Here is a 20,898-nt window from a genome sequence, read left to right as displayed (position 1 = left end):
CCTCCTTCCCCACCGTCAGAGTAGGGAAGGAGGCCTTCACTACGTCTTGGCCCGACCGCCCGTACCGCCCCCTCGCCGGAGATGTCGGCCGCCAGCCGCCCCGAGAGTCCAAGGTGTCCCGAAGGTGGCCTTCGCGACAAACGTCCCGCCTCACCCGGGCCCACGGCACCCGCACGGCCTAAAGTTCAGGACATGACTGAGATGGCCAGGGAAGCCGCGGCCGGTTTCGACAACGCCGGTGGGGTGGGCGGACAGCCCGTGCTCGACCGGCTGGTCGCGCTGCTGGACTTGGAGAAGATCGAGGAGAACATCTTCCGAGGTGTCTCGCCCGCCCATTCGCCGGTGCGGGTGTTCGGCGGGCAGGTCGCGGGGCAGGCGCTGGTCGCCGCCGGCCGCACGGTCCCCGAGGAGCGGAAGGTCCACTCGCTGCACGCGTACTTCATCCGCGGCGGCGACCCGAGTGTCCCGATCGTCTACGAGGTCGACCGCATCCGCGACGGCCGCTCGTTCACCACTCGCCGCGTCGTGGGCATCCAGCACGGCAAGGCGATCTTCTCCCTGTCCGCCTCGTTCCAGAAGGACGAAGGCGGTATCGAACACTCCGAGACCATGCCGGACGTCCCCGACCCCGAGTCGCTCCCGACGCTGCAGGAGCGGGCCGAGGGGTACTTCATGGGTCATCTCGACCGGCCGCGCCCGATCGACCTGCGTTACGTCAACGATCCGCCGTGGGTGACCAGGAAATCGGGCGACCGGCCCGCCAGGAACCAGGTCTGGATGCGGGCCGACGGCAAGCTCCCGGACCAGCAGCTGCTGCACGTCTGCGTGCTGACCTACGCCTCCGACATGACGCTTCTGGACTCGGTCCTCGCGCGCCACGGCGTCTACTGGGATCTCGACAAGGTGCTGGGCGCGAGCCTCGACCACGCGCTCTGGTTCCACCGTCCGTTCCGGGCCGACGAGTGGTTCCTCTACGACAGCGCATCGCCGACCGCGTCGGGTGCCCGCGGGCTGGCGACCGGCCGGTTCTTCGCCGCGGACGGAACGCATATCGCCACCGTGGTGCAGGAAGGTCTTCTGCGGGTCGTGTGAACGGTGACGTTCCGCATCGGAGATGTCGTCTTGTCCACCCTTTAGAGGGAATGGCGAAACGCATTAACATCTGGAGCCAGAGCATTACGGAATGGATGCGGGCATAAAGGGAGGGCCGGAACCGATCGGGGGACGGCTCCGGCCCCGCACCGGGGGTGAATCCGGCTTCGACGGGTATCCTTCCGAAAGCCCATCGGTGCAGCTCGCGGCCCCGCGCCTGTGCCGCGAGCGGATCCGCTGCCGCCGGTGAGGGCGGGCGTACCGCGTTGCACAATGCTCAACCTACAACGGCAATCTGCAAATTGCAGGATGAAAATCGAGGCGTGGGTGAAAATGGTCGTGTGACCATCTCACCGAATGTGTCTCGGGCTGGTTAGATGTGCTTCGTGCGAGGTTACTGAACACTGTTCTCCTCGCCGTGTCGCGATCGGTGTTGCTCGGACAGCTTGTGGAGGGTGCCGTGATGACGAGGGGTCAGGGACCCACCGTGCGCCGCCGGCGGCTGGCGAGCGAGTTGAGGCGGTTGCGCGAGGCGGCCGACCTCACGATCGACGAGGTGAGCGAGAAGCTCGAATGCTCGGCGTCGAAGGTCAGCCGCATCGAGACGGGGCATGTCGGTGTCACCCCGCGCGACGCGCGCGACATGCTCGAGCTGTACGGCATCGCGGGCGACGAGCAGGAAGCGCTCGTCCAGCTGGCCAGGGAAGCCCGCAAACGCGGCTGGTGGCACGCGTATAACGAGGTGTTCACCGGCACCTTCGTCGGGTTGGAGGCGGACGCGAGTTCGCTGCGGGCGTTCCAGGCGCTGCTGGTCCCGGGCCTGTTGCAGACCGAGCGGTACGCCAAGGCCGTGATCAGGGCGATGCGGCCCGACGCCGAGGACGCCGAGATCAGGCGCCGGGTGGCGGCGAGGATGGCGCGGCAGGAACTGCTGACCGATCCCTCGCCCCCGGAGTACTGGGCCGTCATCGACGAAGCGGTCCTGCACCGCGTGGTCGACGGCCCCGAGGTCATGGCGGAGCAGCTGTACCGGATGGTCACGATGGCGGCGCAGCCGAACGTGACCGTCCAGATCGTGCCGTTCGGCGCGGGTGCCCATCCCGGGATGGAGGGTCCGTTCCTCATCATGGGCTTCCCCGAACTGGCCGACACCGACGTGGTCTACGTCGACAGCACCTCCAGCGGGCTGTACCTGGAGGAACCCCCGGACGTCCGGCGATACGCGTTGATGTTCGACCATCTGCGTGCCGCCGCGTTGAAGCCGGACGACTCGGTCGAGGTGATCGCCGAGGCCGCCGGAAGGTTCGCCGAACAGGCGGCCCTTCCGGAGAAGTCCCTGGAAACAAGTAAGGAGCGGGGAGCATGACGCCCAACGATGATCTTTCCCAGGCCCGGTGGTTCAAGAGCAGCCACAGCGGTGGCGGCAACGACTGCGTCGAGGTCGCCTTCACCGGTTCCGGTGCCGCGCTGAGGGACTCCAAGGACCCTGAGGGAGGTGCCTTCCGCCTCTCGCCGCAGGCTTGGCGTGGGCTGCTCGGCGCGGTGCGCACGAGTGGCCCCGCTCACGACTGAAGATCCCCGAACTCGACCCCTTACGCCCCCCGAGCAGGGGATGGGCCGGCGTAAGGGGTCGAATCACGTCCGGGTGTAGGTGATCACCCGATGCCTCAGGGCACCCCTCAGGACGAATCTCTTCACTACCAACAAGGCAGTGAAGTTCCTAAGGGGAGACAGTGATGAACACGAACGACGCTTTGCTCACCGGCGTACTGGCCGAGGTCGAGTATCGCCGGGAAGAGCTGCAGCGAGCGGGCCGCAGCATATGGGTCGAGCGGGCCCGCCGGGCGAGTAAGCGGATCCGCGCGCAGCGCGCCGAAGTCCAGGTGCCCGCCCAGGAGCGCCGAGAGGTCCGGCAGGCGCCCGCCCGCAGCGGCGACATCACCCGGTAGAGGTCGAGTGCGATGAAGCTCTCGGCGAAAACACAGGCGAAGTTGTCGGCCCGGTAGGCAAGAATGCACCTCGTGCCCCGTCTTGGCTCCGGAATCCCGATCGTCGCCCGCACACAGGAGATGCGGCAGCTCCGCGCCGCCTTCGCCCGTGCAGAACGGGGCGAGGCCGGCGCGGTGCTGCTCTCCGGTGACGCCGGCGTCGGCAAGACCCGCCTCCTGACCGCGCTCGGCGAGTACACCGCGGGCGCGGGCGCCCTGGTGCTCACCGGGCGCTGTATCGACGTCCATGAGGGCGGTCTTCCCTATCTTCCGTTCGCCGAGGCGCTGGCGCCGCTGGCGACGACGTCCGATCCCGCGGTCACCGCCGCGCTCCGGGCCCGGCCGGCGCTGGGCAGGCTGCTCCCGCAGATGCAGCAGGCGGAGGACTACCCCGCCATCGAAGACGGTCAGCTCACCGCGAGCGAACGGGTGTCGACGCAGCGCCTCGGGCCCGAACGGGACCTCGGCCAGCTCCAGCTGTTCGACGCGGTACTGGGGGTGCTGACCGTCATCGCGCAGCGCCGGCCCGTGGTGATCCTGCTGGAGGATCTGCACTGGGCCGACGGTTCCACCCGGAACCTGCTGTCCTTCCTGCTGACGAGGCTGCGCACCCAGCGGCTGCTGGTGGTGGCGAGCTATCGCGAGGAGGACGTCCACCGGCGGCATCCGCTCCGGGCGGTGCTGTCCGAGGTGGTGCGGCTGGGCGCGGTCGAACGTGTCGAGGTCAAGCCGTTCGGCGCCGAGGACGCGCGCGCGTTCGTCGAGGCGCTGGCCGACGAGCCGATCGGCCAGGACCTGATCGCCGACATCGTCACCCGGTCCGAGGGCAATCCGTTCTTCGTCGAGGAGCTGCTCGCGTCCGCGAAGGACTGCCGCGAGCTCCCCGCCGGGCTGGCCGAAGTGCTCCTCGCCAGGGTGGAGCAGCTTTCGCAGATCACGCGCCGGGTGCTGCGCGTGGTCTCGGTCGCGAAGGACGCGGTGGCGCACGCCGCGCTCGCCGAGATCTCCGGCCTGGACGAACTCGAACTCGACGAGGCGCTGCGCGAGGCCGTGCAGCATCACGTGTTGGTGATCGAGAACGGTTTCTACACCTTTCGTCACGCGCTGCTGCAGGAAGCCGTGTACGGCGACCTGTTGCCGGGGGAGCGGGTGCGCATGCACGCGGCGTACGCGGCACGCATCCGTAACCGCACACAAGGCCGGGGCCAGGACGCGCGGCTCGCGCACCACAGCATGGAGAGCAAGGACTTCGTCACCGCACTGGCCGCGTTGCTGCGCGCGATGGACGAAGCGGAGAAGCTGGGCGCGCCCGGCTCCGCGCTGAGGCACGTCGAGCAGGCACTGTCCATTTGGGACGCCGTGCCCGCGGCGGACCGGCCGTCGGACGTCGACGAGCTCCGCCTTCTGCACGAGGCGTCGTATTTCGCGAGCACGTCGGGGGAGCCGGAGCGCGCGGTCGCCTATTCGCGGTCCGCGACCGAGGCCTTGGGCCCGGACACCGGCAACGAGCGGGCCGCCAAGGTCTGGCGACGGCACGCCGAGGCGCTGCTTTCGGTCGACGGCACGCTGGACGAGGTCGTCGAGGCGATCGACAAGGCCTGGGAGCTGGTCGAACACACCGAGGCGAGTGCCGCGCGGGCCTGGGTGCTCGCCACCCGCGCCGGGATCCTGCGGCTGATCGACAGGCACGACGAGGCGCTGCAGTGCGCGCTGGCCGCGGTCGCCGACGCCAGGGCCGTCGGCGCGGGCGGGGCGGAGGCGGCGGCGCTGGTCTCGCTCGGGACGCTGGCCGATTCGGCGGGCGACGTCGAGGAGGCGCGGGAGAGGCTGCGCGAGGCCGAGCGGAAGGCCAGGGATTCCGGCGCGCTCAACGGCGAGCTACGGGCCCTGCACTTCCTCGGGCTGAGCTACGACGACAGGGCAGAGATCCATTCCGCCTTGAAGTACTACGCCAAGGGCATCAAGCGGGCCAAGGAGACCGGGCTGACCTGGAGCTCGTTCGGCATCGAGCTGCGGACCAAACACCTCACGCTGCGGTACGTCAGCGGGGATTGGCCGGAAGACGACGACGCCGGCCGCGCGGGCCGCGGTGTTTCGAGTGTCGTCGCCGGGCGCTTCCTGGGGATCTGGGCACAGTTCGTCGTCGGCAGGGGCCGGTTCGCGGACGCGGACAAGATCCTGCCCAGCCTCCGTCAGCACTGGAGCGCGGACTACTCGATCGCGCTCGCGGCGGGCGACGCCGCGATCCAGCTCGCGTCGTGGCGAGGAGATCACGCGGGTGCGGTGCGTCATGCGCATGAGCTGATCGACTGGCTCGAAGAGGTCGAACCCGCCGTGCTGGGCGGCATCCGGATCAGCGTGCACGGTCTCACGGCGGCCGTCGCCCAGGCCGCCGAGGCACGGGTACGTGGTGATCAGGCGGCAGTCGAGGCCGCGGTGGAATCGGGCGAGAAGTTCCTCGCCCACGGCCGCCATTGCGCCGAACACGGCATCCCGCGTTCGGTGTCGCTGGGCCCGGAAGCGCTGGCGTGGCTAGCCCGGCTGGAGGCGCTCGGCGGCAGCCTGCGCGGCGCGGGGGATCCGGCGCTGTGGGCGAAGGCGGTCGAGGCGTTCGGGTACGGCGCGGTGTACGAGCAGGCCATGTGCCGTCTGCAGCACGCGAAATCCCTGCTGGCTTCGGACGGCGACACCGCGCTCGCCGCGTCGGAGCTGCTGGCCGTGCACGCGGTGGCCGATCGGCTGGGCGCCTGCCCGCTGCGCGAAGCCGTCCGGGAGCTCAGCCACAGGGCGCGCGTCGAGCTTCCCGGGGAGGCCGCGGCGCCGCGTCGTGACGTCGTCGATCCGCTCACCGATCGGGAGCGCGACGTGCTGGAGCGCGTCGCGCTCGGCCGGACCAACCGGCAGGTCGGTGAAGAGCTGTACATCAGCGAGAAGACGGTGAGCGTCCACCTTTCGCGCGTGATGGCGAAACTCGGCGCGAGCCGCCGGGCCGAGGCGGTCGCGATCGCCTACGACCGGGGCCTGCTGGCCGCTCCGACCTCTTCCTCCTAGCCGCGTTTCGTCCTCTGAATGCGATCCTTGCGTGTGCAAGTACCGCGTTCAGAGGACGAAATGCGGGAGGGGGATCAGCGGCGCGGGAGGCGGCGCAGGGCTTTCAGACTCGTGCTCAGTGCCCGCACCCAGAGCTTCGGCGGGATTCCGCGGCCGGGGCGCAGCGGCATCCCGCGCTGCAAAGCGATCGCCTGGGCCTCGGTGTACTTGAGCAGGCCTTCGGCACCGTTGCGCCGCCCGACGCCGGACTCCTTCATCCCGCCCATCGGCAGGCCCACGGTCCCGAAAGTCGCCGCGAAGCCTTCGTTGACGTTGACGGTCCCGGCCTTCAGCCGCGCCGCGACCTCCCAGCCCGCCCGGCCGTTGCGCGACCACACGCTCGCGTTCAGCCCGAACTTCGTGTCGTTGGCCCGCTCGATCGCGTCGGTGACGTCGGTGTAGCCGTAGATCGACACGACCGGCCCGAAGGTCTCCTCGGCGAACAGCTTGACGTCTTCGGTGACGTCGGTGAGCACGGTCGGCTCGTAGAACAGCGGGCCGAGGTCGGGCCGCGCCTTGCCACCGGTGAGCACCTTCGCGCCCTTGGAGCGGGCGTCCTCGACGTGCGCCGACACCGTCTCCAGCTGGGCCTCGGAGGTCAGGGATCCCATCTGCGCCTGGTAGTCCAGGGCGCCGCCCAGCCGCAGCGCGGCGGTCTTGGCGACGAACGCGCGAGTGAACTCCTCGCGGATCGACTCGTGCACGTAGATGCGCTCGACCGAGACGCACAGCTGCCCCGCGGAGGAGAAGCACGCGGTCACCGCGCCCGTGGCGGTCTTGGCGATGTCCGCGTCGGGCAGCACGATCATCGGGTTCTTGCCGCCGAGTTCCAGCGAGTAGCTCGTCAGCCGCTCCGCCACCTTCGCGGCGAGCCCCTTACCCGTGGGCGTGGATCCGGTGAAGCACAGGTAGTCCGATTCCTCGACCAGGGCGTCGCCGATCTGCGAGCCCCGGCCGAGCACGATCTGCCAGACACCGGCGGGCAGACCGGCCTCCTCGGCGACCTCCTGCAGCCACAGCGCCGAGAGCGCGGTCTGGTTGTCCGGCTTCTGTACGACGGCGTTACCCGCCGCGAGCGCGGGCAGGACGTCCATCGCGGTCAGGGCGAGGGGGTAGTTCCACGGCGAGATGATCCCGACGACACCCTTGGGGTGCCGGATCTCGCCGACCTTCGTCAACACCGGGATCAGCCCGGCGGCGCGGCGCGGCGACAGGAACTTCGCGCTGTGCTTGCCGTAGTAGGCGGCCACGAGCGCGGTGGCGCTGACTTCGTCGAAGGCGTCCATCCGTGCTTTGCCCGCCTCGATCTGCACGAGGTCGAGCGCCTCTTCCTGCCGCTTCAGCACCAGATCGTGCAGGCGGATCAGGATGCGCTGGCGGTCTTCGACCGGTCGCTCGGCCCATGCGCGCTGAGCTTCCCGCGCCTGGTCGAACACGGCGCGGACGTCGGCGTCGGTGGCTTGGGGAAGGGTCGCGATCGGCTGTCCGGTGAAGGGCGCGCGCATCTGGACGGGCGCCGAGTCCGCACCGCCCACGACCCGGCGCACGAGCCGTTCCGCCCTCGTCATGGCGGGGGCGCCGGGAACGCCGCCGATGGTGGACGGTCCTTCGGTGTGCTGGCCCGCACTCGCCGGTGTCGTGCTCGTCATGCCGTCTCCGTTCCATGCCGCGCGGAGCCGGAAAGGCGCCACGCAGAGCCCAGGTGTTACCGACGAGTACAGCATACCGCCGGTATGGAGACTGTCCAGTGCTGATATGAATCAGTTTCACGTATTGTCGGGCCGTGGCGGATTGTCCGGGGACGGGCGCAGGATGTCCTGCTGCTGCAACGCGGATCCCGCGGGCGGCGTCGGGGGCGACGGCGGCTCGTAGGCCTGCGGATACTGCTGCTGAGGGACACCGGGAGCATAAGGGGTGTAGGTGACCGGGTAAGGGGCCTGTGGGGGCGGCGCCGGTTCACGACGGTTGGCCACGACCGCCAGCCCGACCGTGAGCAACGCCACGAGCCCGCCGGCGAGCAGGATCCAGAATCCGCTCCCGGTCCCATAACGCGAGACGAACCGGCCGGTGTCCTGTCCGAAGCTCAGGCTCGCCGAGATGTCCATGCCGAGCATCCAGACGCCGACCGCGGCCCCCGCCCCGCCCGCGATGAGGAGCGTCCTCGACGTCGTCGCGGCGGGCGAACCCGAATTGCGCTGGTACGCGGCGAAACCCACCGCGGCCCCGGCGAACAGAGTCAGCGCGGCGGCGGACAGCGGGATGCCGTAGCGGGCGACATGCGTCTTGTCGTAGAACTCCTTCTCCTCCGCCGACGGTTCGATGTCGAAGATCCGCGTCCAGCCGGTCTCGGCGAATTTCGACACCGCCTTGCCGTCGGACACCTGCTCGTACGTCGACTGCGGGAGAAAAGTCGCGAGAAGGACCAGCAGGCCGGCGAAAACCCCCATCATCGCGGCGAAGAGGCGGGGGAGCCGCACGTCGGACGGCGGGCGCGACGCGGTGGCGGGCGGTACTGCGCCGAACGGGCCAGTCGGTTGGTACGGCTGCTGCTGCGGCGCGTTCATGGTCGACTCCTCCGCCGGTTCGGTTGTCCAGCAAGGAATTCCACCACGGATCGGCCGACGGGATAAGTGTCAGCTGTGCTCTGGTCAAGGTGCTTTCGTGCGTGCTAAGCGGTGGTGTCCTCGTACAACATCACCGCGACGCGCTTCCATTCGTCGAGCAGTTGCCGCCGTCGCTTCGGATCGCCGCCGAGTTCGGCGTCCAGCGCCAGTCCCCGGGTGAGGTTCACGGTCAGCCAGAAGAGGATCTCCGCGCGTTCCTTCGGCAGATCCCCGGCGACCGCGGTGACGTGCTCCAGCGTCGAGCGGCCCAGCGCCCTGTCGACCGGGCGGATCGCCTCGCGGAGTTCGGGGTCGGTGCGCGCCGCGACCCACAGTTCCGTGGCGGCCGTGGACAGCGTGCCCGAGTAGCCCTCCCACAGCAGGTCGATCGCCGCCGCGACCCCCGAGGCGCCGCCGGGAAGCGCCGTGATCGACGCCGCGAGCCGCCCGCGCAGCTTTTCGGTCAGATGCTCGACGGCGGCCGCCATGAGTTCGGCCTTCGCGGAGAAGTGATGTTGCACGGCGCCCTTCGAGACGCCGGCGCGGGCGCAGATCTCCTGGACCGACGTGCGCGCGTAGCCGAGGTCGACCAGGCAGTCGATGGTCGCGTCGAGCAGCGCGGTGCGGGTCTGCTCGCGCCGCTCGGCCTGGGTGCGGTGGGTCCTGCCGAGCACGCTCACCGGCTCCGGCCCCCTTTACGTGCAGCTCGGTACGGATGTACATTCCGAATGGAACTTACATCCTAAGCGTCATGTTTTCCAGGTCCGATCAGGAGGCGTTGGCCGTGCCCTTGCAGATCCAGAAGAGTTCGTGGAGCACGACGGAGCTCGAAGACCTCCGGGACCTCGCCCGGACCTTCTGCCAGAAGGAACTCGTGCCGAACCAGGAGCGCTGGGCGGCCGAGAAGAAGGTCGACCGCGAGCTGTGGACGAAGGCGGGCGAGGTCGGCCTGCTGGCCCTGTCCATCCCGGAGGAGTACGGCGGTGGCGGCGGCACGTTCGCCCACGAAGCCGTGCTCTACGAAGAGCAGGCCCGGTCCGGTGACAGCGCTTGGGGCGTCACCGTCCACAATGGAATCGTCGCGCACTACATCCTCGAGTACGCGAATGAAGAGCAGAAGAAGGCGTGGCTGCCGAAGTTCGCCTCCGGCGAGATGGTCGGCGCGGTCGCGATGACCGAGCCAGGCACCGGTTCGGACCTGCAGAACATCAAGACCCGCGCGGTACGCGACGGCGACCACTACGTGATCAACGGCGCGAAGACGTTCATCACCAACGGTTTCCACACCGACCTCGTCGTGGTCGCGGTGAAGACCGACCCGGAGGCGGGCGCGCAGGGTGTCTCGCTGATCGCCGTCGAGACCGACACGCCCGGCTTCAGCCGCGGCCGCGTCCTCGACAAGATCGGCCTCAAGGGGCAGGACACGGCGGAGCTGAACTTCGACGACGTCCGCGTGCCCGCCGCCAACCTCCTCGGCGCACAGGAAGGTCTCGGCTTCATCCAGCTCATGCAGCAGCTGCCGCAGGAACGGCTGATCATCGCCGTCACCGCGGTCGCCGGGATGGAGGCCGCGATCGACCAGACCATCGCCTACACCAAGGACCGCCAGGCGTTCGGCCGCCCGGTCTACAACTTCCAGAACACGAAGTTCAAGCTCGCCGAGGCCGCGACCGAGGCCGCGGTGTCCCGCGCGTTCCTCGACCAGTGCATCGAACGGCACCTGCGCAAGGAACTCGACGTGCAGGGCGCGGCGATGGCGAAGCTGTGGACCACCGAACGGGTCAACAAGGTCGTCGACGACTGCCTGCAGCTCTTCGGCGGCTACGGCTACATGACCGAGTACCCGATCGCGCGCGCGTGGGCCGACATCCGGATCTCCCGCATCTTCGGTGGCACCAGCGAGATCATGAAGGAAATCATCTCTCGCACGCTCTGAGAAACCGTTGGCGTAGGAAGGAAGAACGTGGCGAAAAAGGCCGGCCCGCTCAGCGGGCTCAAGGTCGTCGAACTGGCCGGGCTCGCCCCGGCGCCGTTCGCCTGCACGATCCTCGCCGATCTCGGCGCGGAGGTCGTCCGGATCGACCGGGCGACACCGGGCAACGACGTCATCGGGTTCCCGAACGATCCGCTCGCGCGCGGCAGGCGGTCGATCGGGATCAACACCAAGACCCCCGAGGGCGTCGAACTGGTGCTGAAACTCGCCGACGACGCCGACGTGCTCATCGAGGGTTTCCGCCCCGGCGTCGCCGAGCGGATGGGCATCGGGCCGGAACAGGTCCACGCCCGCAATCCGCGGCTGGTCTACGGCCGGATGACCGGCTACGGCCAGGACGGCCCGCTGGCGACCGTCGCCGGGCACGACATCAACTACATCGGCATCTCCGGCGCGCTCGAACCCATCGGGCACGCCGGGCAGCGGCCGGTGGTGCCGCTCAACCTCGTCGGTGACTTCGGCGGCGGTGGCCTCCTGCTCGCCATGGGTGTGCTGGCGGCGCTGTTCGAACGCCAGACGTCCGGCAAGGGACAGGTGGTCGACGCGTCCATGGTGGACGGTGCGGCGCTGCTGACCACCAGCCTGCACGGGCTGCTGGATTCCGGGTTGTGGTCCGGTGGGCGCGGCGAGAACATGCTCGACGGCGGCGCGCCGTTCTACGACACCTACGAGACCGCCGACGGCAAATACGTCGCCATCGGCGCGATCGAGATGCGGTTCTGGGGCGACCTGGTGAAGGTGCTCGGCCTCGACCCCGAGGAGACCCCGGTCCACGTCGACAAGAACGAGTGGCCGAAGCTGCGCAAGATCGTCGCCGAAGCCGTCGCGAAGCACACCCGCGACGAGCTGGTCGCGAAGGCCGAGGGCACCGACGCGTGCCTGACGGCGGTGCTCTCCCCGAAGGAGGCGCCGTCGCATCCGCACAACGTCGCGCGCAAGACGTTCGTCGACGTCGGCGGCATGCTGCAGCCCGCGCCGGCGCCGAGGTTCGACCGCACGCCGGCCGAGACGCCGGAACCGCCTCGGCCCAAGGGTGGCGACACCGCCGAGGTCCTCGCCGAACTCGGCGTGGACGCCGAGGGGATCGAACGGCTCAGGGCCGCCGGGACGATCGCTTAGTGATCGGCCTCGTGAGTGGTAAGGACGGTTCTAACCGTCCTTACCACTCACGAGACCGCACCGACGATGTCACGTGACCTACCGGACGACACGCGTGATCCGGCGGACGACACGCGTGATTGGTGGGACGACACGACCGTGGCCGGGCCCCGCCGCGAGTCGTCCATCCTGCCACGCGCGTCGGCGGTAGGTAGCCAAGACACGATCGGCTCTAACCGGCCTTCCCATTCGCGGGGCCCAGGTCCGATCGCACCACCGAATAGAGGATGTGGTCGCGCCAGGCGCCGTCCCGGAACCCGTAGCCGCGCAGCACACCCTCCCGGGTGAAGCCCGCCTTCGTCAGGGAGCGCTGCTCGGCGAGGTTGCCCGCCTCCGTCGACGCCTCGACCCGGTTCATCTGCGTGTGCGCGAAGAGGTAGCGGACCAGCAACCGCTGCGCCTCGGTTCCGTAGCCGTGGCCGCGTGCCTCGGGGATGAGCACGAGCCCGGCGTTCCAGCAGTACGACGTCGAGCCCGTCCTCGTCTTGTGCCAGGAGACGAAACCGAGCCGCTGCCCGTCGAGCTCGATCATCAGCATCCCGTTGTCCGCCGCGAGCATGCCGGTCTCGGCCCAGCGGCGGCGCAGGAAGTGCGGGTCGTGCCAGCCGTGCCATTCGAACGTGCCCGCGGCCCGCGGATCGTTCGTCAGCGCTTCCAGCATCGGCAGGTCGTCTTCGTAGACCGGTCTGAGCGCGACTCCGGTTTCTGTCATCCGACAGACCCTAGAGCCGTGGGCCGTCGAAACTGCCGTGACGCCCCGCGCCGTCACTGAACCGGCTCGCGCCCGCGACGGCCTCCTCGGCGAGCCCTCCGCCGATCAGCGCGTTCGAGAACTCGGCGCGCATCGCCTCGTCCTCGGTCAGTCCGAACTGGCCGTACGCGGATTTGCGATCCGCGCGCAGACACGCCTGGGGGAACGCGGCCAGTTCGCGTGCCAGCGCTTGCGCGGCCGCCAGGGCCTCGCCATCCGGCACGACCCGGTTCGCAAGCCCGATCGCGAGCGCCTCGTCGGCGTCCACCGGCCTGCCGGTGAGGATCAGGTCCATCGCCCGCGAATGCCCGATCAGCCGGGGGAGGCGCACCGTGCCGCCGTCGATCAGCGGCACCCCCCAGCGGCGGCAGAACACGCCGAACACGGCAGTGCTGTCGGCGACCCGGAGATCGCACCACAGCGCCAGTTCCAGGCCGCCCGCGACGGCGTGCCCGCGGACCGCGGCGATCACCGGCTTCGACAGCGCCATGCGCGTCGGGCCCATCGGCCCGTCACCCGCCGGGCTGAGCGAGTTGGTGCGGCCGGTGCCGACGGCCTTCAGATCGGCTCCGGCGCAGAAGGCGTCACCCGAACCGGTGAGGACGGCGACCGCGGCCTGTTCGTCGGAGTCGAACGCGCGGAACGCGTCCGCCAGAGCGTTCGCCGTCGGACCGTCCACGGCGTTGCGCGACTCGGGGCGGTTCAGCGTGATCGTCGTCACCGGCCCCTCCCGGTGGACAAGAACGTTTTCGCTCATCGATCGCTCCCTCGGGGAAACCGGGTGGGCAACAGGGCCCGATTCTCCTTAAAGTGGTGACAAAGTCCGCAGTGCGCGCGGAGTCATCGTCTGGACACTACGGTGTGATGGGATGGAGCCATGTCGCCCGGCTTGAAGAAATTCGTTGTGATCGCCGTCGTCGCGCTCGTGCTCTTCTTTCTGATCAGCAGGCCGACGCAATCCGCCGACGCCGTCCACACCGCGCTCGGCTGGCTCCGGTCCGGTGCCGAAGCCATCGTGACGTTCGTCCGGAGCCTCTTCTCCTGACCCATCGCGGCGATCACCGGCGTCCCTGGTGATGCCGGTGATCGCTGTGCGCGGCCACCAGCGGTTATCACTCAGCGTCACCCGTCTCGGATTTCGGTCGGATGACTCGACCATCCGGGTGGATTGCCCCCGAAAACCCGCTGGTCGACGAATTCGTGCCCTGGAAGCTCTGGCGGAAAAGACCTCCGCGCCCCTACGGTGCTCACATTGCGTGATCGGTTGGTCCTCCAGGCGCCGGAGCCGGCCTCCTGGGCGAGGAGTTTCCGCAGGTGCAAGCCTCACGGCAGCGGAACTTTCAGCCGGGCAAGTAAGTCAGGGCTTGTCAGTCGGGGAATCATGAGGAGGCAGGGATGACCGGAGATCCCGGAGTCGATGCGTTGATCCGGCAGTGGGCGGCCGAGCGTGAGCAGACCCCCGAGGAGCAGGAAGCCGATCGCATCGCGTCGGCGTGGCTGGCCGATGTGCCGAGGCAGGCTCCCGGAATCCCCGGCCAGCGTCAGCAGTCCGGCCAGGGGCGCTGGGCGCCGGTCGAGGCCGCCGATCCCGGCTACCTCGACGCCATGCGCCGTCGTCTCCCGGAGGTCCCACAGGAGCTGCTCGTCGCGGCCGCCGGCTGGTGGCAGATGGTCGGCGGCGTCGCCGAGGCCGAAGCCTGGTGGGACGCCGGCATCAGCCCGCTCGACCAGCGTGCGCTCGACTACCGCGCGGCCGGGCTCGCCCCGTCCGACCTGAGCCGCCGTCTCGGCCCGATGACCGTTTTGCAGCACCTCCGTCGCGGCAGCGCCCCGGCCTGGTGCGTGGCGCGGCTGGCGAGGCAGCAGAAGTCCGCCTGATGAGAACTTCTCGCACGCGCGGGTGAACCGGCGTGGCAAGGGCGATTCCGGCGACCGCGTAACGCTAACCTGCGCGGGCTCGTTGTTCGAGCATCGGTCGTGATCGCCGCCCACGCTGGAGGACCCGCTTCGTGCGCACCACCCCGGAAAACGACGAGCTCGTCGCCGACCCGGCCACGCCCGCTCCGCCACGCCGCGGGGTGGGCGCCGCCGTATTCGGCAGGCTGGTGATCGTGCTGGCCGTGCTCGGCCTCGCCGGCGGCGGGATCTGGCTGGTGACCAAGGCGTCCGCCCCGGTCGCGAGCCCCACGACGATGGAGATCCCCGCGCTGCAGGTCAAGGCGGCGGACGTCAAACCCGGTTCGGTCGCCCCGGTCAACGCCACCCTCGCGGGCGGCGCCGCCCAGCAGACCGCGCCGCAGCAGGCGCAACCGAAGCCGGGCAAGGACCCGCTGACCGCCTGGACCGAGCGGGCGGCGCAGGCCACCGGCATCCCGGCGAGGGCGCTGCTCGCCTACGGCAACGCCGAGCTGGCGATGCGCCAGATGCAGCCGAACTGCAAGATCTCGTGGGCGACCCTGGCGGGTATCGGCCGGATCGAGTCGAACCACGGTCAGTACGGCGGCGCCGTCCTCGGCCAGGACGGACGGCCGTCGAAGCCGATCATCGGCGTCCCGCTCGACGGATCGCCCGGCGTGAAGGCGATCGGCGACACCGACGGCGGCCAATTCGACGGCGACGCGGCCGTCGACCGCGCGGTCGGCCCGATGCAGTTCATCCCCAGCACCTGGCGCCGGTACGCCGCCGACGGCAACCGCGACGGCCTCGGCGACCCGCAGCAGATCGACGACGCGACGCTGGCGGCGGCGCGGTACCTGTGCGTGAACAACCGGGACATGTCGGCCGCATCGGGGTGGTGGCAGGGAATCCTGTCGTACAACAACTCGACCGAGTACGCGCAGAAGGTCTTCGGGCTGGCGGACGACTACGCGAAGGCCGTCGCCTCGCGTTCGTGAGCGATTCGGCCCGGTCGGATCGTTCTGTGAAGGCTTCCAGGCGTCACGGCTGTCCCAGCGTCACAAGGCGTCACATTGGTGGGTAGTGAGGGCCTCCTTCACTACCTTCAGGGTAGGCAAGGAGGCCTTCACGGACCGGTGTGCGCGTCCGTTCAATCACGCGTGTCGTCCATCCGGTCACGCGAAACCGCCATCTGTGCACCGGCGGCACGCCCCCAACTCACTCACGACACCTTCGCCTCACGCGCGAGGTCGCGGCTCGGGACCAAGGTCCCGGGCGCCCAGGTCGGCGATGTTTCGCGGCGCGCCCAGTGCTAGCGTCGATATGTGCCCGCTTCGTCCGTCACCCTGCGCCGTCTCGGCATCGCCGGCGTCTGCCTGGTGAGCCTGGCGCTGTGCTGCGGGCTCGCGTGGTGGCAGTGGGAGCGGTTCTCCTCGGCCAGCGGGACGTTCCAGAACCTCGGCTACGTTCTGCAGTGGCCGCTGTTCGGACTGTTCCCCGCCTTCATGTTCTGGCGGATCCGCAAGCTCCGCCGTCGCGCCGCCGAGGCCGACGCCCAGGAGACGGTGGCCGAGACCGCCGTCCCCGAAGTGCCCGCTCCCCGGCAGCGACGGGCTCCGGCGCCGCCGCCCCCCGAGGACGACGAGCTCGCCGCGTACAACAGGTACCTGCGCGAACTCAACGCCCGCGACAAGTAGTCCCCAGAGAGGTTCGAGACCCTATGACCACCCGAACTGACGACGCCGCCCCGGCCCGCCCGGTCTCGTTGGGCGGACCGCTGATCCGGTTCCGCGTCGCGGCGTACGCCACCGGTGTGGCCCTGCTCGGGCTGGTCGTCGAAATGCTGCTGCAGTACGTCTTCCGCGTGGAACTTCCCCAGTTCGTGAAGATGATCCCCATGGTCCACGGTGGGCTCTACCTGATCTACCTGCTGCTCGCGGTCGACCTCGCGATCAAGGCCCGCTGGTCGATGAAGGGCACGCTCCTCGTGCTGATTGCCGGCTGCATCCCGTTCTTCTCGTTCGTGATGGAGCGCAAGGTCACGCACAAGGTCCAGGCGGGCGTCAAGCTCTAAGCCGGCGCCGGAAGGTCAGCGCCACCAGGAACGACACCGCCGTCACGACGGCCGCGGCGGTGAACGCCGCGGTCATCCCGGCGACGGCAGTCTCCGCCGGGCTCCCGGACGGCGTGCGGGTCGCCGCGCCGAACACGGTGATCAGGATCGCCAGCCCCAATGTCGCCCCGACCTGCTGCGACGTCTGCAGCGCGCCGCCGGCGGCACCCGCGTCGTCGGTGGGCACCGTCGCCATGATGATCACGCTGAGCGGGGAGAACGCCAGCCCGGCGCCCACGCCCATCAGCAGCATCGGCCCGAGCAGATGCGAGAAGTAGCCGCTGTCCGTGGTCAGGGTGGTCAGCCAGACGACCCCGCCGGTCATCAGCGCGGTCCCGGTCAGCGCGAGCGGCTTCGGCCCGAACCGGGGGAGCAGCTTCGGGATCAGCCTGCTCAGGAGGAACATGCAGACCGCCATCGGCAGGAACGCGAAGCCGGTCTCCAGTGCGGCGAAACCCGCGATGTCCTGCAGGAACTGGGTCAGGAAGAAGAACATCGACATCATCGCCATCGGCCCGAGGAAGAAGTTGACGTAGGCCGCGGCGCGGTCGCGTTCGGCGAACAGGCGCAGGGGGATCAGCGGTTCGCGCACCCTCGTCTCGATGGTGAGGAACGCGGCCAGCAGCGTCACCCCGGCGGCGAGGCTGCCGAGGGTGATCATGTCGCCCCAGCCGTGCGAAGCGGCGTGGGTGAAGGCGAACACGAGCGAGCCGACGCCGAGGGTGCCGGTGAACGCGCCGGGAAGATCCAGCCGGGCGCGCCGTCGTGGAGGATCGGCGACGTACCGGGAAGTGAGCAGCACGATCGCGAGCCCGAACGGGACGTTGATGTACAGCGCCGCACGCCACGAGATCCATTCGGTCAGCAGCCCGCCGAGCAGCAGGCCGATCGCGAAACCGCTGCTGGACATCGCCGAGAACAACGCCAGCGCGCGCACTCGTGCCTTGGCTTCGGTGAACGTGCTGGTGATCAGCGCCAGTGTGCTCGGCCCAGCGAGCGCGGCGCCGAAGCCCTGCGAGACCCGGGCGGCGATCAGCAGTTCCGCCGAACCGGCGAGGCCGCCGAGCAGGGAGGCGGCGGTGAACACGGCCGCGCCGACGACGAACGTCCGGCGGCGGCCGAACAAGTCGCCCGCCCGGCCGCCGAGGAGCAGCAAGCCGCCGAAGACCAGGCTGTACGCCGTCATCACCCAGGACAGGCCAGTATCGGTGAAGCCGAGTTCGGACTGGATGCGCGGGAGCGCGACGTTCATCACCGTCGCGTCGAGGATGAGCATGAGCTGGCAGGTCAGGATGATCGGGAGGACCAGCCGGTGCGGAGGTGGCGGGGCCCCGGCCGGTTCGGGCCGGGGCTCGGCACGCAGGGTTCGCTCGGTCAAGGAATACTCCGAAGACGTAACGAGATGAAGCGGAGAGACTCTCCACTTGAGGTCGTGAGCGATGATATGGAGACCGTCTCCGCTTACGCAAGTGAATTCGGAGAACGTCTCCGTTTTCGTCGCCGAGGAGGTGCAGATGGTCACGGCCGATCCGGCCCGCCCCATGCGCGCGGACGCGCGGCGCAACTACGAGCGCATCGTGGCCGTGGCGAAGGAGGCGTTCACCGCCGACGGCGTGGACGTGCCCGCCGACGACATCGCCAAACGCGCCGGTGTCGGCGCGGGCACGTTGTACCGGCACTTCCCGACGCGCGACAAGTTGATCGAGGCCGTCTACCGCGACGAGATCGACGGGCTGGCGCAGCAGGCGTACGACCTGCTCGACGAATTGCCGCCGGGCAAGGCACTCGAGACTTGGCTGGCCACGCACGTCATCTACGTTGTCGAGAAACATGGGCTCGCGATGACGCTGAAGGCGTCCGTCGACGCGGGCTCCGAAGTCTTCGGCTGGTGCCAGTCACGCCTGCGGGCCGCTGCTGACACGATCGTGAAAGCGGCTCAGGACGAGGGTGTGCTCCGGCCCGACGTCGCGGGCGTCGACATCTTGCGGCTCGGCCATGGGCTGGGCTCGGCCGCGAGCAAGGCTTCGGAGGAGGACACGAAGCGGCTTCTCGCGATCGTGCTGGACGGTCTCCGGATGCCATGAAAGGTCCTTTCCTTGCAAATTTCGCAAGGAAAGGACCTTTCATGGCGCGCGGGTCAGGAGCCGATCCCGGTGAGGGACCGCACCTCCATCTCCGCGTGCTTGACCGGATCGGCCTTCGACCGGCCGACGAACGTGCCCACGAACCCGCACAGGAACGAGAACGGGATCGACACCAGGCCCGGGTTCTTCAGCGGGAACCAGTGGAAGTCGACGCTCTTGATGATCGAGTCCGCGGCCCCGGACATCACCGGCGAGAAGAACACGAGCACCAGGCTCGCGATCAGCCCGCCGTAGATGCCCCACAGCGTGCCGGTGGTGTTGAAGCGTTTCCAGAACAGCGAGTACAGCAGCGTCGAGAGGTTCGCCGACGCCGCGACGGCGAACGCCAGCGCCACCAGGAACGCGATGTTCTGCCCGTTCGCCAGGATGCCGCCCACGATCGCGAGCGCCCCGACGGCGACCGCGGTCAGCCGGGCGACCCGGACCTCCGCGGCCGGCTCGGCCTTGCCGCGCTTGAAGATGTTCGCGTACACGTCGTGCGCGAAGGACGCCGAAGCGGTGATCGTCAGCCCGGCGACGACGGCGAGGATGGTCGCGAAGGCCACCGCCGAGACGATGCCGAGCAGGAGGGTGCCGCCGATGTTCAGCGCGAGCAGCGGCGCCGCCGAGTTCTCCCCGCCGGGCGCGTTCTTGATCGCCTCCGGGCCGACCAGCGCGGCCGCGCCGAAACCGATGACCAGGGTGCAGAGATAGAAGATCGTCATGCACGCGGTCGCCCACACCACCGAGCGTCGCGCCTCGCGCGAGTTCGGCACCGTGTAGAAGCGCATCAGCACGTGCGGGAGCGCGGCGGCGCCGAGGACCAGGGCCAGTGCCAGCGAGACGAAGTCGAGCTTCGTGACCTCGCTCTTGCCGTACGAGCCGCCCGGCTCCAGCAGTTCGTCACCGAGCGGGCTGTTGTCGGCGGCGGCCGCGAGCAGATTCGAGAAGCTGAAGCCGAACTTGCCGAACAGGAACACGGTGATCAGCGCACCGGTCAGCAACAGGATCGTGGCCTTGATGATCTGCACCCACGTGGTGCCCTTCATTCCGCCGACCAGCACGTACAGCACCATGACGACACCGACGACGCCGATCACCAGCGCCTGGCCGATACCACCGTGGATGTCCAGCAGCAGCGCCACCAGGCCGCCGGCGCCCGCCATCTGCGCGAGCATGTAGAAGAAGGAGATCACCAGGGTCGACGTCGCGGCCGCGGCGCGGACCGGGCGCTGCTTCATCCGGAAGCTCAGCACGTCGCCCATGGTGAAGCGGCCGGTGTTGCGCAGCAGCTCCGCGATCAGCAGCAGGTCGACCATCCACGCGACGAGGAACCCGATCGAGTACAGGAAGCCGTCGTAGCCGTGGATCGCGATCGCCCCGGCGATACCAAGGAACGACGCCGCCGAGAGGAAGTCACCCGAAAGTGCGATGCCGTTCTGTCGCCCGGTGAAGGCGCTGCCTGCCGCGTAGTAGTCCGAAGTGGACGAGTTACGCGTGCTGACGCGGTACACGACGTACAGGGTGATCGCGACGAAGAGCGCGAACACCGCGATGTTCAGCACCGGGTTGTTGTCGGGGATGCTCATCGCTCACCCGCCCCGACGGAGGCCCGCAGCGCCTCGACCTTGGGGTCGAGCCGCTTGTTCGTGAACTTCAGGTAGGCGATCGTGATCAGGATCGTGCTGGCGAACTGGCCGAGCCCGAGCAGCATGCCGACGTTGACCTCGCCCCATACCTTCCGGCTCATGAAGTCGTGCGCGTAGGCCGCCAGCAGCACGAACGTCATGTACCAGGTGAAGAAGAGCAGGCTCATCGGGAACACGAACCGGCGGAAGGTCTTGCGCAGCGCGACGAACTCCTTGCCGTGCTGGATCCGGTCGTAGTCCGGGCCGGTGGCGCGCGGTGGCGGGGGAGTGGGCTGGCGCTCGCGGACGAACAGCGCGGGCATCTGCCCGGTGTCCTCCAGGGCGTTGCTCGCCGCGTAAGGACGCGCGACGTCGGGCATGGGTTCCTCCGGGGCTTGCATCCGTGGCGCGGTACGGGGAGCGCACATACTATCTACGGCTTCACCTGCTCTGAATAGGCGAC

Annotated in this window: 21 protein-coding genes; 13 read left to right on the top strand and 8 right to left on the bottom strand. The window is 69.2% G+C overall.

Translation table 11 applies throughout. The features are described from left to right. Window positions 1–192 precede the first annotated feature (192 nt). The 5 genes from tesB to AC069I_RS36785 all read left to right on the top strand — a co-directional run bounded on the left by tesB (window position 193) and on the right by AC069I_RS36785 (window position 6,131). Window positions 193–1,092 (top strand): acyl-CoA thioesterase II, encoded by a 900-nt coding sequence (gene tesB / locus AC069I_RS36805; RefSeq protein WP_034322491.1) that lies wholly within the window; start codon window positions 193–195, stop codon window positions 1,090–1,092. A 463-nt stretch (window positions 1,093–1,555) separates the two neighbouring features. Next, on the top strand, window positions 1,556–2,458 hold the full coding sequence (locus AC069I_RS36800; protein WP_478230007.1) for a helix-turn-helix domain-containing protein: 903 nt from the start codon (window positions 1,556–1,558) through the stop codon (window positions 2,456–2,458). After that, complete coding sequence (locus tag AC069I_RS36795; RefSeq protein ID WP_125675531.1) at window positions 2,455–2,664, top strand: DUF397 domain-containing protein; 210 nt, start codon at window positions 2,455–2,457, stop codon at window positions 2,662–2,664. Before AC069I_RS36800 ends, AC069I_RS36795 begins: the two co-directional genes overlap by 4 nt. 164 nt (window positions 2,665–2,828) lie before the next feature. Continuing rightward, entirely contained in the window at window positions 2,829–3,041 is a 213-nt protein-coding gene (locus AC069I_RS36790) for a hypothetical protein (RefSeq protein ID WP_340685091.1), read from the top strand. A 63-nt stretch (window positions 3,042–3,104) separates the two neighbouring features. Further along, window positions 3,105–6,131 (top strand): helix-turn-helix transcriptional regulator, encoded by a 3,027-nt coding sequence (locus AC069I_RS36785; protein WP_478230008.1) that lies wholly within the window; start codon window positions 3,105–3,107, stop codon window positions 6,129–6,131. 74 nt (window positions 6,132–6,205) lie between these two features. Here AC069I_RS36785 and AC069I_RS36780 read toward each other — a convergent pair whose 3' ends face one another. The 3 genes from AC069I_RS36780 to AC069I_RS36770 form a co-directional block, all read right to left on the bottom strand. Beyond that, a complete protein-coding gene (locus tag AC069I_RS36780) occupies window positions 6,206–7,819 on the bottom strand; it encodes a succinic semialdehyde dehydrogenase (protein WP_478230009.1) in 1,614 nt (537 codons plus the stop codon). A 117-nt stretch (window positions 7,820–7,936) separates the two neighbouring features. After that, window positions 7,937–8,734 (bottom strand): hypothetical protein, encoded by a 798-nt coding sequence (locus tag AC069I_RS36775; protein WP_478230010.1) that lies wholly within the window; start codon window positions 8,732–8,734, stop codon window positions 7,937–7,939. Window positions 8,735–8,838: 104 nt separating this feature from the next. After that, on the bottom strand, window positions 8,839–9,453 hold the full coding sequence (locus tag AC069I_RS36770; RefSeq protein WP_340685095.1) for a TetR/AcrR family transcriptional regulator: 615 nt from the start codon (window positions 9,451–9,453) through the stop codon (window positions 8,839–8,841). 104 nt (window positions 9,454–9,557) lie between these two features. Between AC069I_RS36770 and AC069I_RS36765 the strand changes: the two genes are divergently transcribed. Then, window positions 9,558–10,709: an acyl-CoA dehydrogenase family protein gene (locus AC069I_RS36765; RefSeq protein WP_478230036.1), complete on the top strand. Its 1,152-nt coding sequence runs from the start codon at window positions 9,558–9,560 to the stop codon at window positions 10,707–10,709. Between the two features lie 27 nt (window positions 10,710–10,736). Then, the gene (locus AC069I_RS36760; RefSeq protein ID WP_478267429.1) at window positions 10,737–11,885 is read left to right on the top strand and encodes a CaiB/BaiF CoA transferase family protein; all 1,149 of its coding nucleotides are present in this window, start codon (window positions 10,737–10,739) and stop codon (window positions 11,883–11,885) included. Between the two features lie 211 nt (window positions 11,886–12,096). On the opposite strand, the gene AC069I_RS36755 is transcribed toward AC069I_RS36760, so the two are convergent. Next, window positions 12,097–12,636, bottom strand: coding sequence for a GNAT family N-acetyltransferase (locus AC069I_RS36755; protein WP_478233628.1), 540 nt, complete (start codon window positions 12,634–12,636; stop codon window positions 12,097–12,099). 10 nt (window positions 12,637–12,646) lie between these two features. Then, a complete protein-coding gene (locus AC069I_RS36750; protein WP_478230019.1) occupies window positions 12,647–13,432 on the bottom strand; it encodes a crotonase/enoyl-CoA hydratase family protein in 786 nt (261 codons plus the stop codon). Between the two features lie 132 nt (window positions 13,433–13,564). Here AC069I_RS36750 and AC069I_RS36745 point away from each other — a divergent pair, with 132 nt between their 5' ends. The 5 genes from AC069I_RS36745 to AC069I_RS36725 all read left to right on the top strand — a co-directional run bounded on the left by AC069I_RS36745 (window position 13,565) and on the right by AC069I_RS36725 (window position 16,645). Then, on the top strand, window positions 13,565–13,720 hold the full coding sequence (locus AC069I_RS36745) for a hypothetical protein (protein ID WP_162182762.1): 156 nt from the start codon (window positions 13,565–13,567) through the stop codon (window positions 13,718–13,720). A 350-nt stretch (window positions 13,721–14,070) separates the two neighbouring features. Beyond that, complete coding sequence (locus AC069I_RS36740) at window positions 14,071–14,553, top strand: helix-turn-helix transcriptional regulator (protein WP_478230020.1); 483 nt, start codon at window positions 14,071–14,073, stop codon at window positions 14,551–14,553. Between the two features lie 131 nt (window positions 14,554–14,684). Beyond that, window positions 14,685–15,569 (top strand): lytic transglycosylase domain-containing protein, encoded by an 885-nt coding sequence (locus AC069I_RS36735; RefSeq protein ID WP_478230021.1) that lies wholly within the window; start codon window positions 14,685–14,687, stop codon window positions 15,567–15,569. 327 nt (window positions 15,570–15,896) lie between these two features. After that, window positions 15,897–16,268 carry a hypothetical protein gene (locus AC069I_RS36730; protein ID WP_340685101.1) on the top strand — a complete coding sequence of 124 codons (372 nt, stop codon included), beginning with the start codon at window positions 15,897–15,899 and terminating at the stop codon, window positions 16,266–16,268. Window positions 16,269–16,291: 23 nt separating this feature from the next. Further along, on the top strand, window positions 16,292–16,645 hold the full coding sequence (locus tag AC069I_RS36725) for a DUF3817 domain-containing protein (RefSeq protein ID WP_034322453.1): 354 nt from the start codon (window positions 16,292–16,294) through the stop codon (window positions 16,643–16,645). Here the strand turns inward: AC069I_RS36725 and AC069I_RS36720 are convergent. After that, the gene (locus tag AC069I_RS36720) at window positions 16,635–18,062 is read right to left on the bottom strand and encodes an MFS transporter (RefSeq protein ID WP_478267428.1); all 1,428 of its coding nucleotides are present in this window, start codon (window positions 18,060–18,062) and stop codon (window positions 16,635–16,637) included. The two genes, AC069I_RS36725 and AC069I_RS36720, sit on opposite strands and share 11 nt — an antisense overlap. 136 nt (window positions 18,063–18,198) lie before the next feature. Between AC069I_RS36720 and AC069I_RS36715 the strand changes: the two genes are divergently transcribed. Continuing rightward, window positions 18,199–18,768 carry a TetR/AcrR family transcriptional regulator gene (locus AC069I_RS36715; RefSeq protein WP_478230037.1) on the top strand — a complete coding sequence of 190 codons (570 nt, stop codon included), beginning with the start codon at window positions 18,199–18,201 and terminating at the stop codon, window positions 18,766–18,768. 53 nt (window positions 18,769–18,821) lie between these two features. On the opposite strand, the gene AC069I_RS36710 is transcribed toward AC069I_RS36715, so the two are convergent. Continuing rightward, window positions 18,822–20,396 (bottom strand): solute symporter family protein, encoded by a 1,575-nt coding sequence (locus AC069I_RS36710; RefSeq protein WP_340685105.1) that lies wholly within the window; start codon window positions 20,394–20,396, stop codon window positions 18,822–18,824. Beyond that, window positions 20,393–20,815, bottom strand: a complete 423-nt coding sequence (locus AC069I_RS36705) for a DUF485 domain-containing protein (protein ID WP_478230023.1) — start codon at window positions 20,813–20,815, stop codon at window positions 20,393–20,395. Before AC069I_RS36705 ends, AC069I_RS36710 begins: the two co-directional genes overlap by 4 nt. Window positions 20,816–20,898 lie beyond the last annotated feature (83 nt).

The sequence above is a fragment of the Amycolatopsis sp. NPDC043885 genome, from assembly GCF_056435685.1.
This window is presented reverse-complemented; position numbering and strand designations above follow the sequence as displayed.

Coding starts and splice junctions, on each gene's coding strand:
- tesB (WP_034322491.1), top strand. CDS start 193: ATGACTGAGATGGCCAGGGAAGCCGCGGCCGGTTTCGACAACGCCGGT.
- AC069I_RS36800 (WP_478230007.1), top strand. CDS start 1,556: ATGACGAGGGGTCAGGGACCCACCGTGCGCCGCCGGCGGCTGGCGAGC.
- AC069I_RS36795 (WP_125675531.1), top strand. CDS start 2,455: ATGACGCCCAACGATGATCTTTCCCAGGCCCGGTGGTTCAAGAGCAGC.
- AC069I_RS36790 (WP_340685091.1), top strand. CDS start 2,829: ATGAACACGAACGACGCTTTGCTCACCGGCGTACTGGCCGAGGTCGAG.
- AC069I_RS36785 (WP_478230008.1), top strand. CDS start 3,105: ATGCACCTCGTGCCCCGTCTTGGCTCCGGAATCCCGATCGTCGCCCGC.
- AC069I_RS36780 (WP_478230009.1), bottom strand. CDS start 7,819: ATGACGAGCACGACACCGGCGAGTGCGGGCCAGCACACCGAAGGACCG.
- AC069I_RS36775 (WP_478230010.1), bottom strand. CDS start 8,734: ATGAACGCGCCGCAGCAGCAGCCGTACCAACCGACTGGCCCGTTCGGC.
- AC069I_RS36755 (WP_478233628.1), bottom strand. CDS start 12,636: ATGACAGAAACCGGAGTCGCGCTCAGACCGGTCTACGAAGACGACCTG.
- AC069I_RS36750 (WP_478230019.1), bottom strand. CDS start 13,432: ATGAGCGAAAACGTTCTTGTCCACCGGGAGGGGCCGGTGACGACGATC.
- AC069I_RS36740 (WP_478230020.1), top strand. CDS start 14,071: ATGACCGGAGATCCCGGAGTCGATGCGTTGATCCGGCAGTGGGCGGCC.
- AC069I_RS36725 (WP_034322453.1), top strand. CDS start 16,292: ATGACCACCCGAACTGACGACGCCGCCCCGGCCCGCCCGGTCTCGTTG.
- AC069I_RS36715 (WP_478230037.1), top strand. CDS start 18,199: ATGGTCACGGCCGATCCGGCCCGCCCCATGCGCGCGGACGCGCGGCGC.
- AC069I_RS36710 (WP_340685105.1), bottom strand. CDS start 20,396: ATGAGCATCCCCGACAACAACCCGGTGCTGAACATCGCGGTGTTCGCG.
- AC069I_RS36705 (WP_478230023.1), bottom strand. CDS start 20,815: ATGCCCGACGTCGCGCGTCCTTACGCGGCGAGCAACGCCCTGGAGGAC.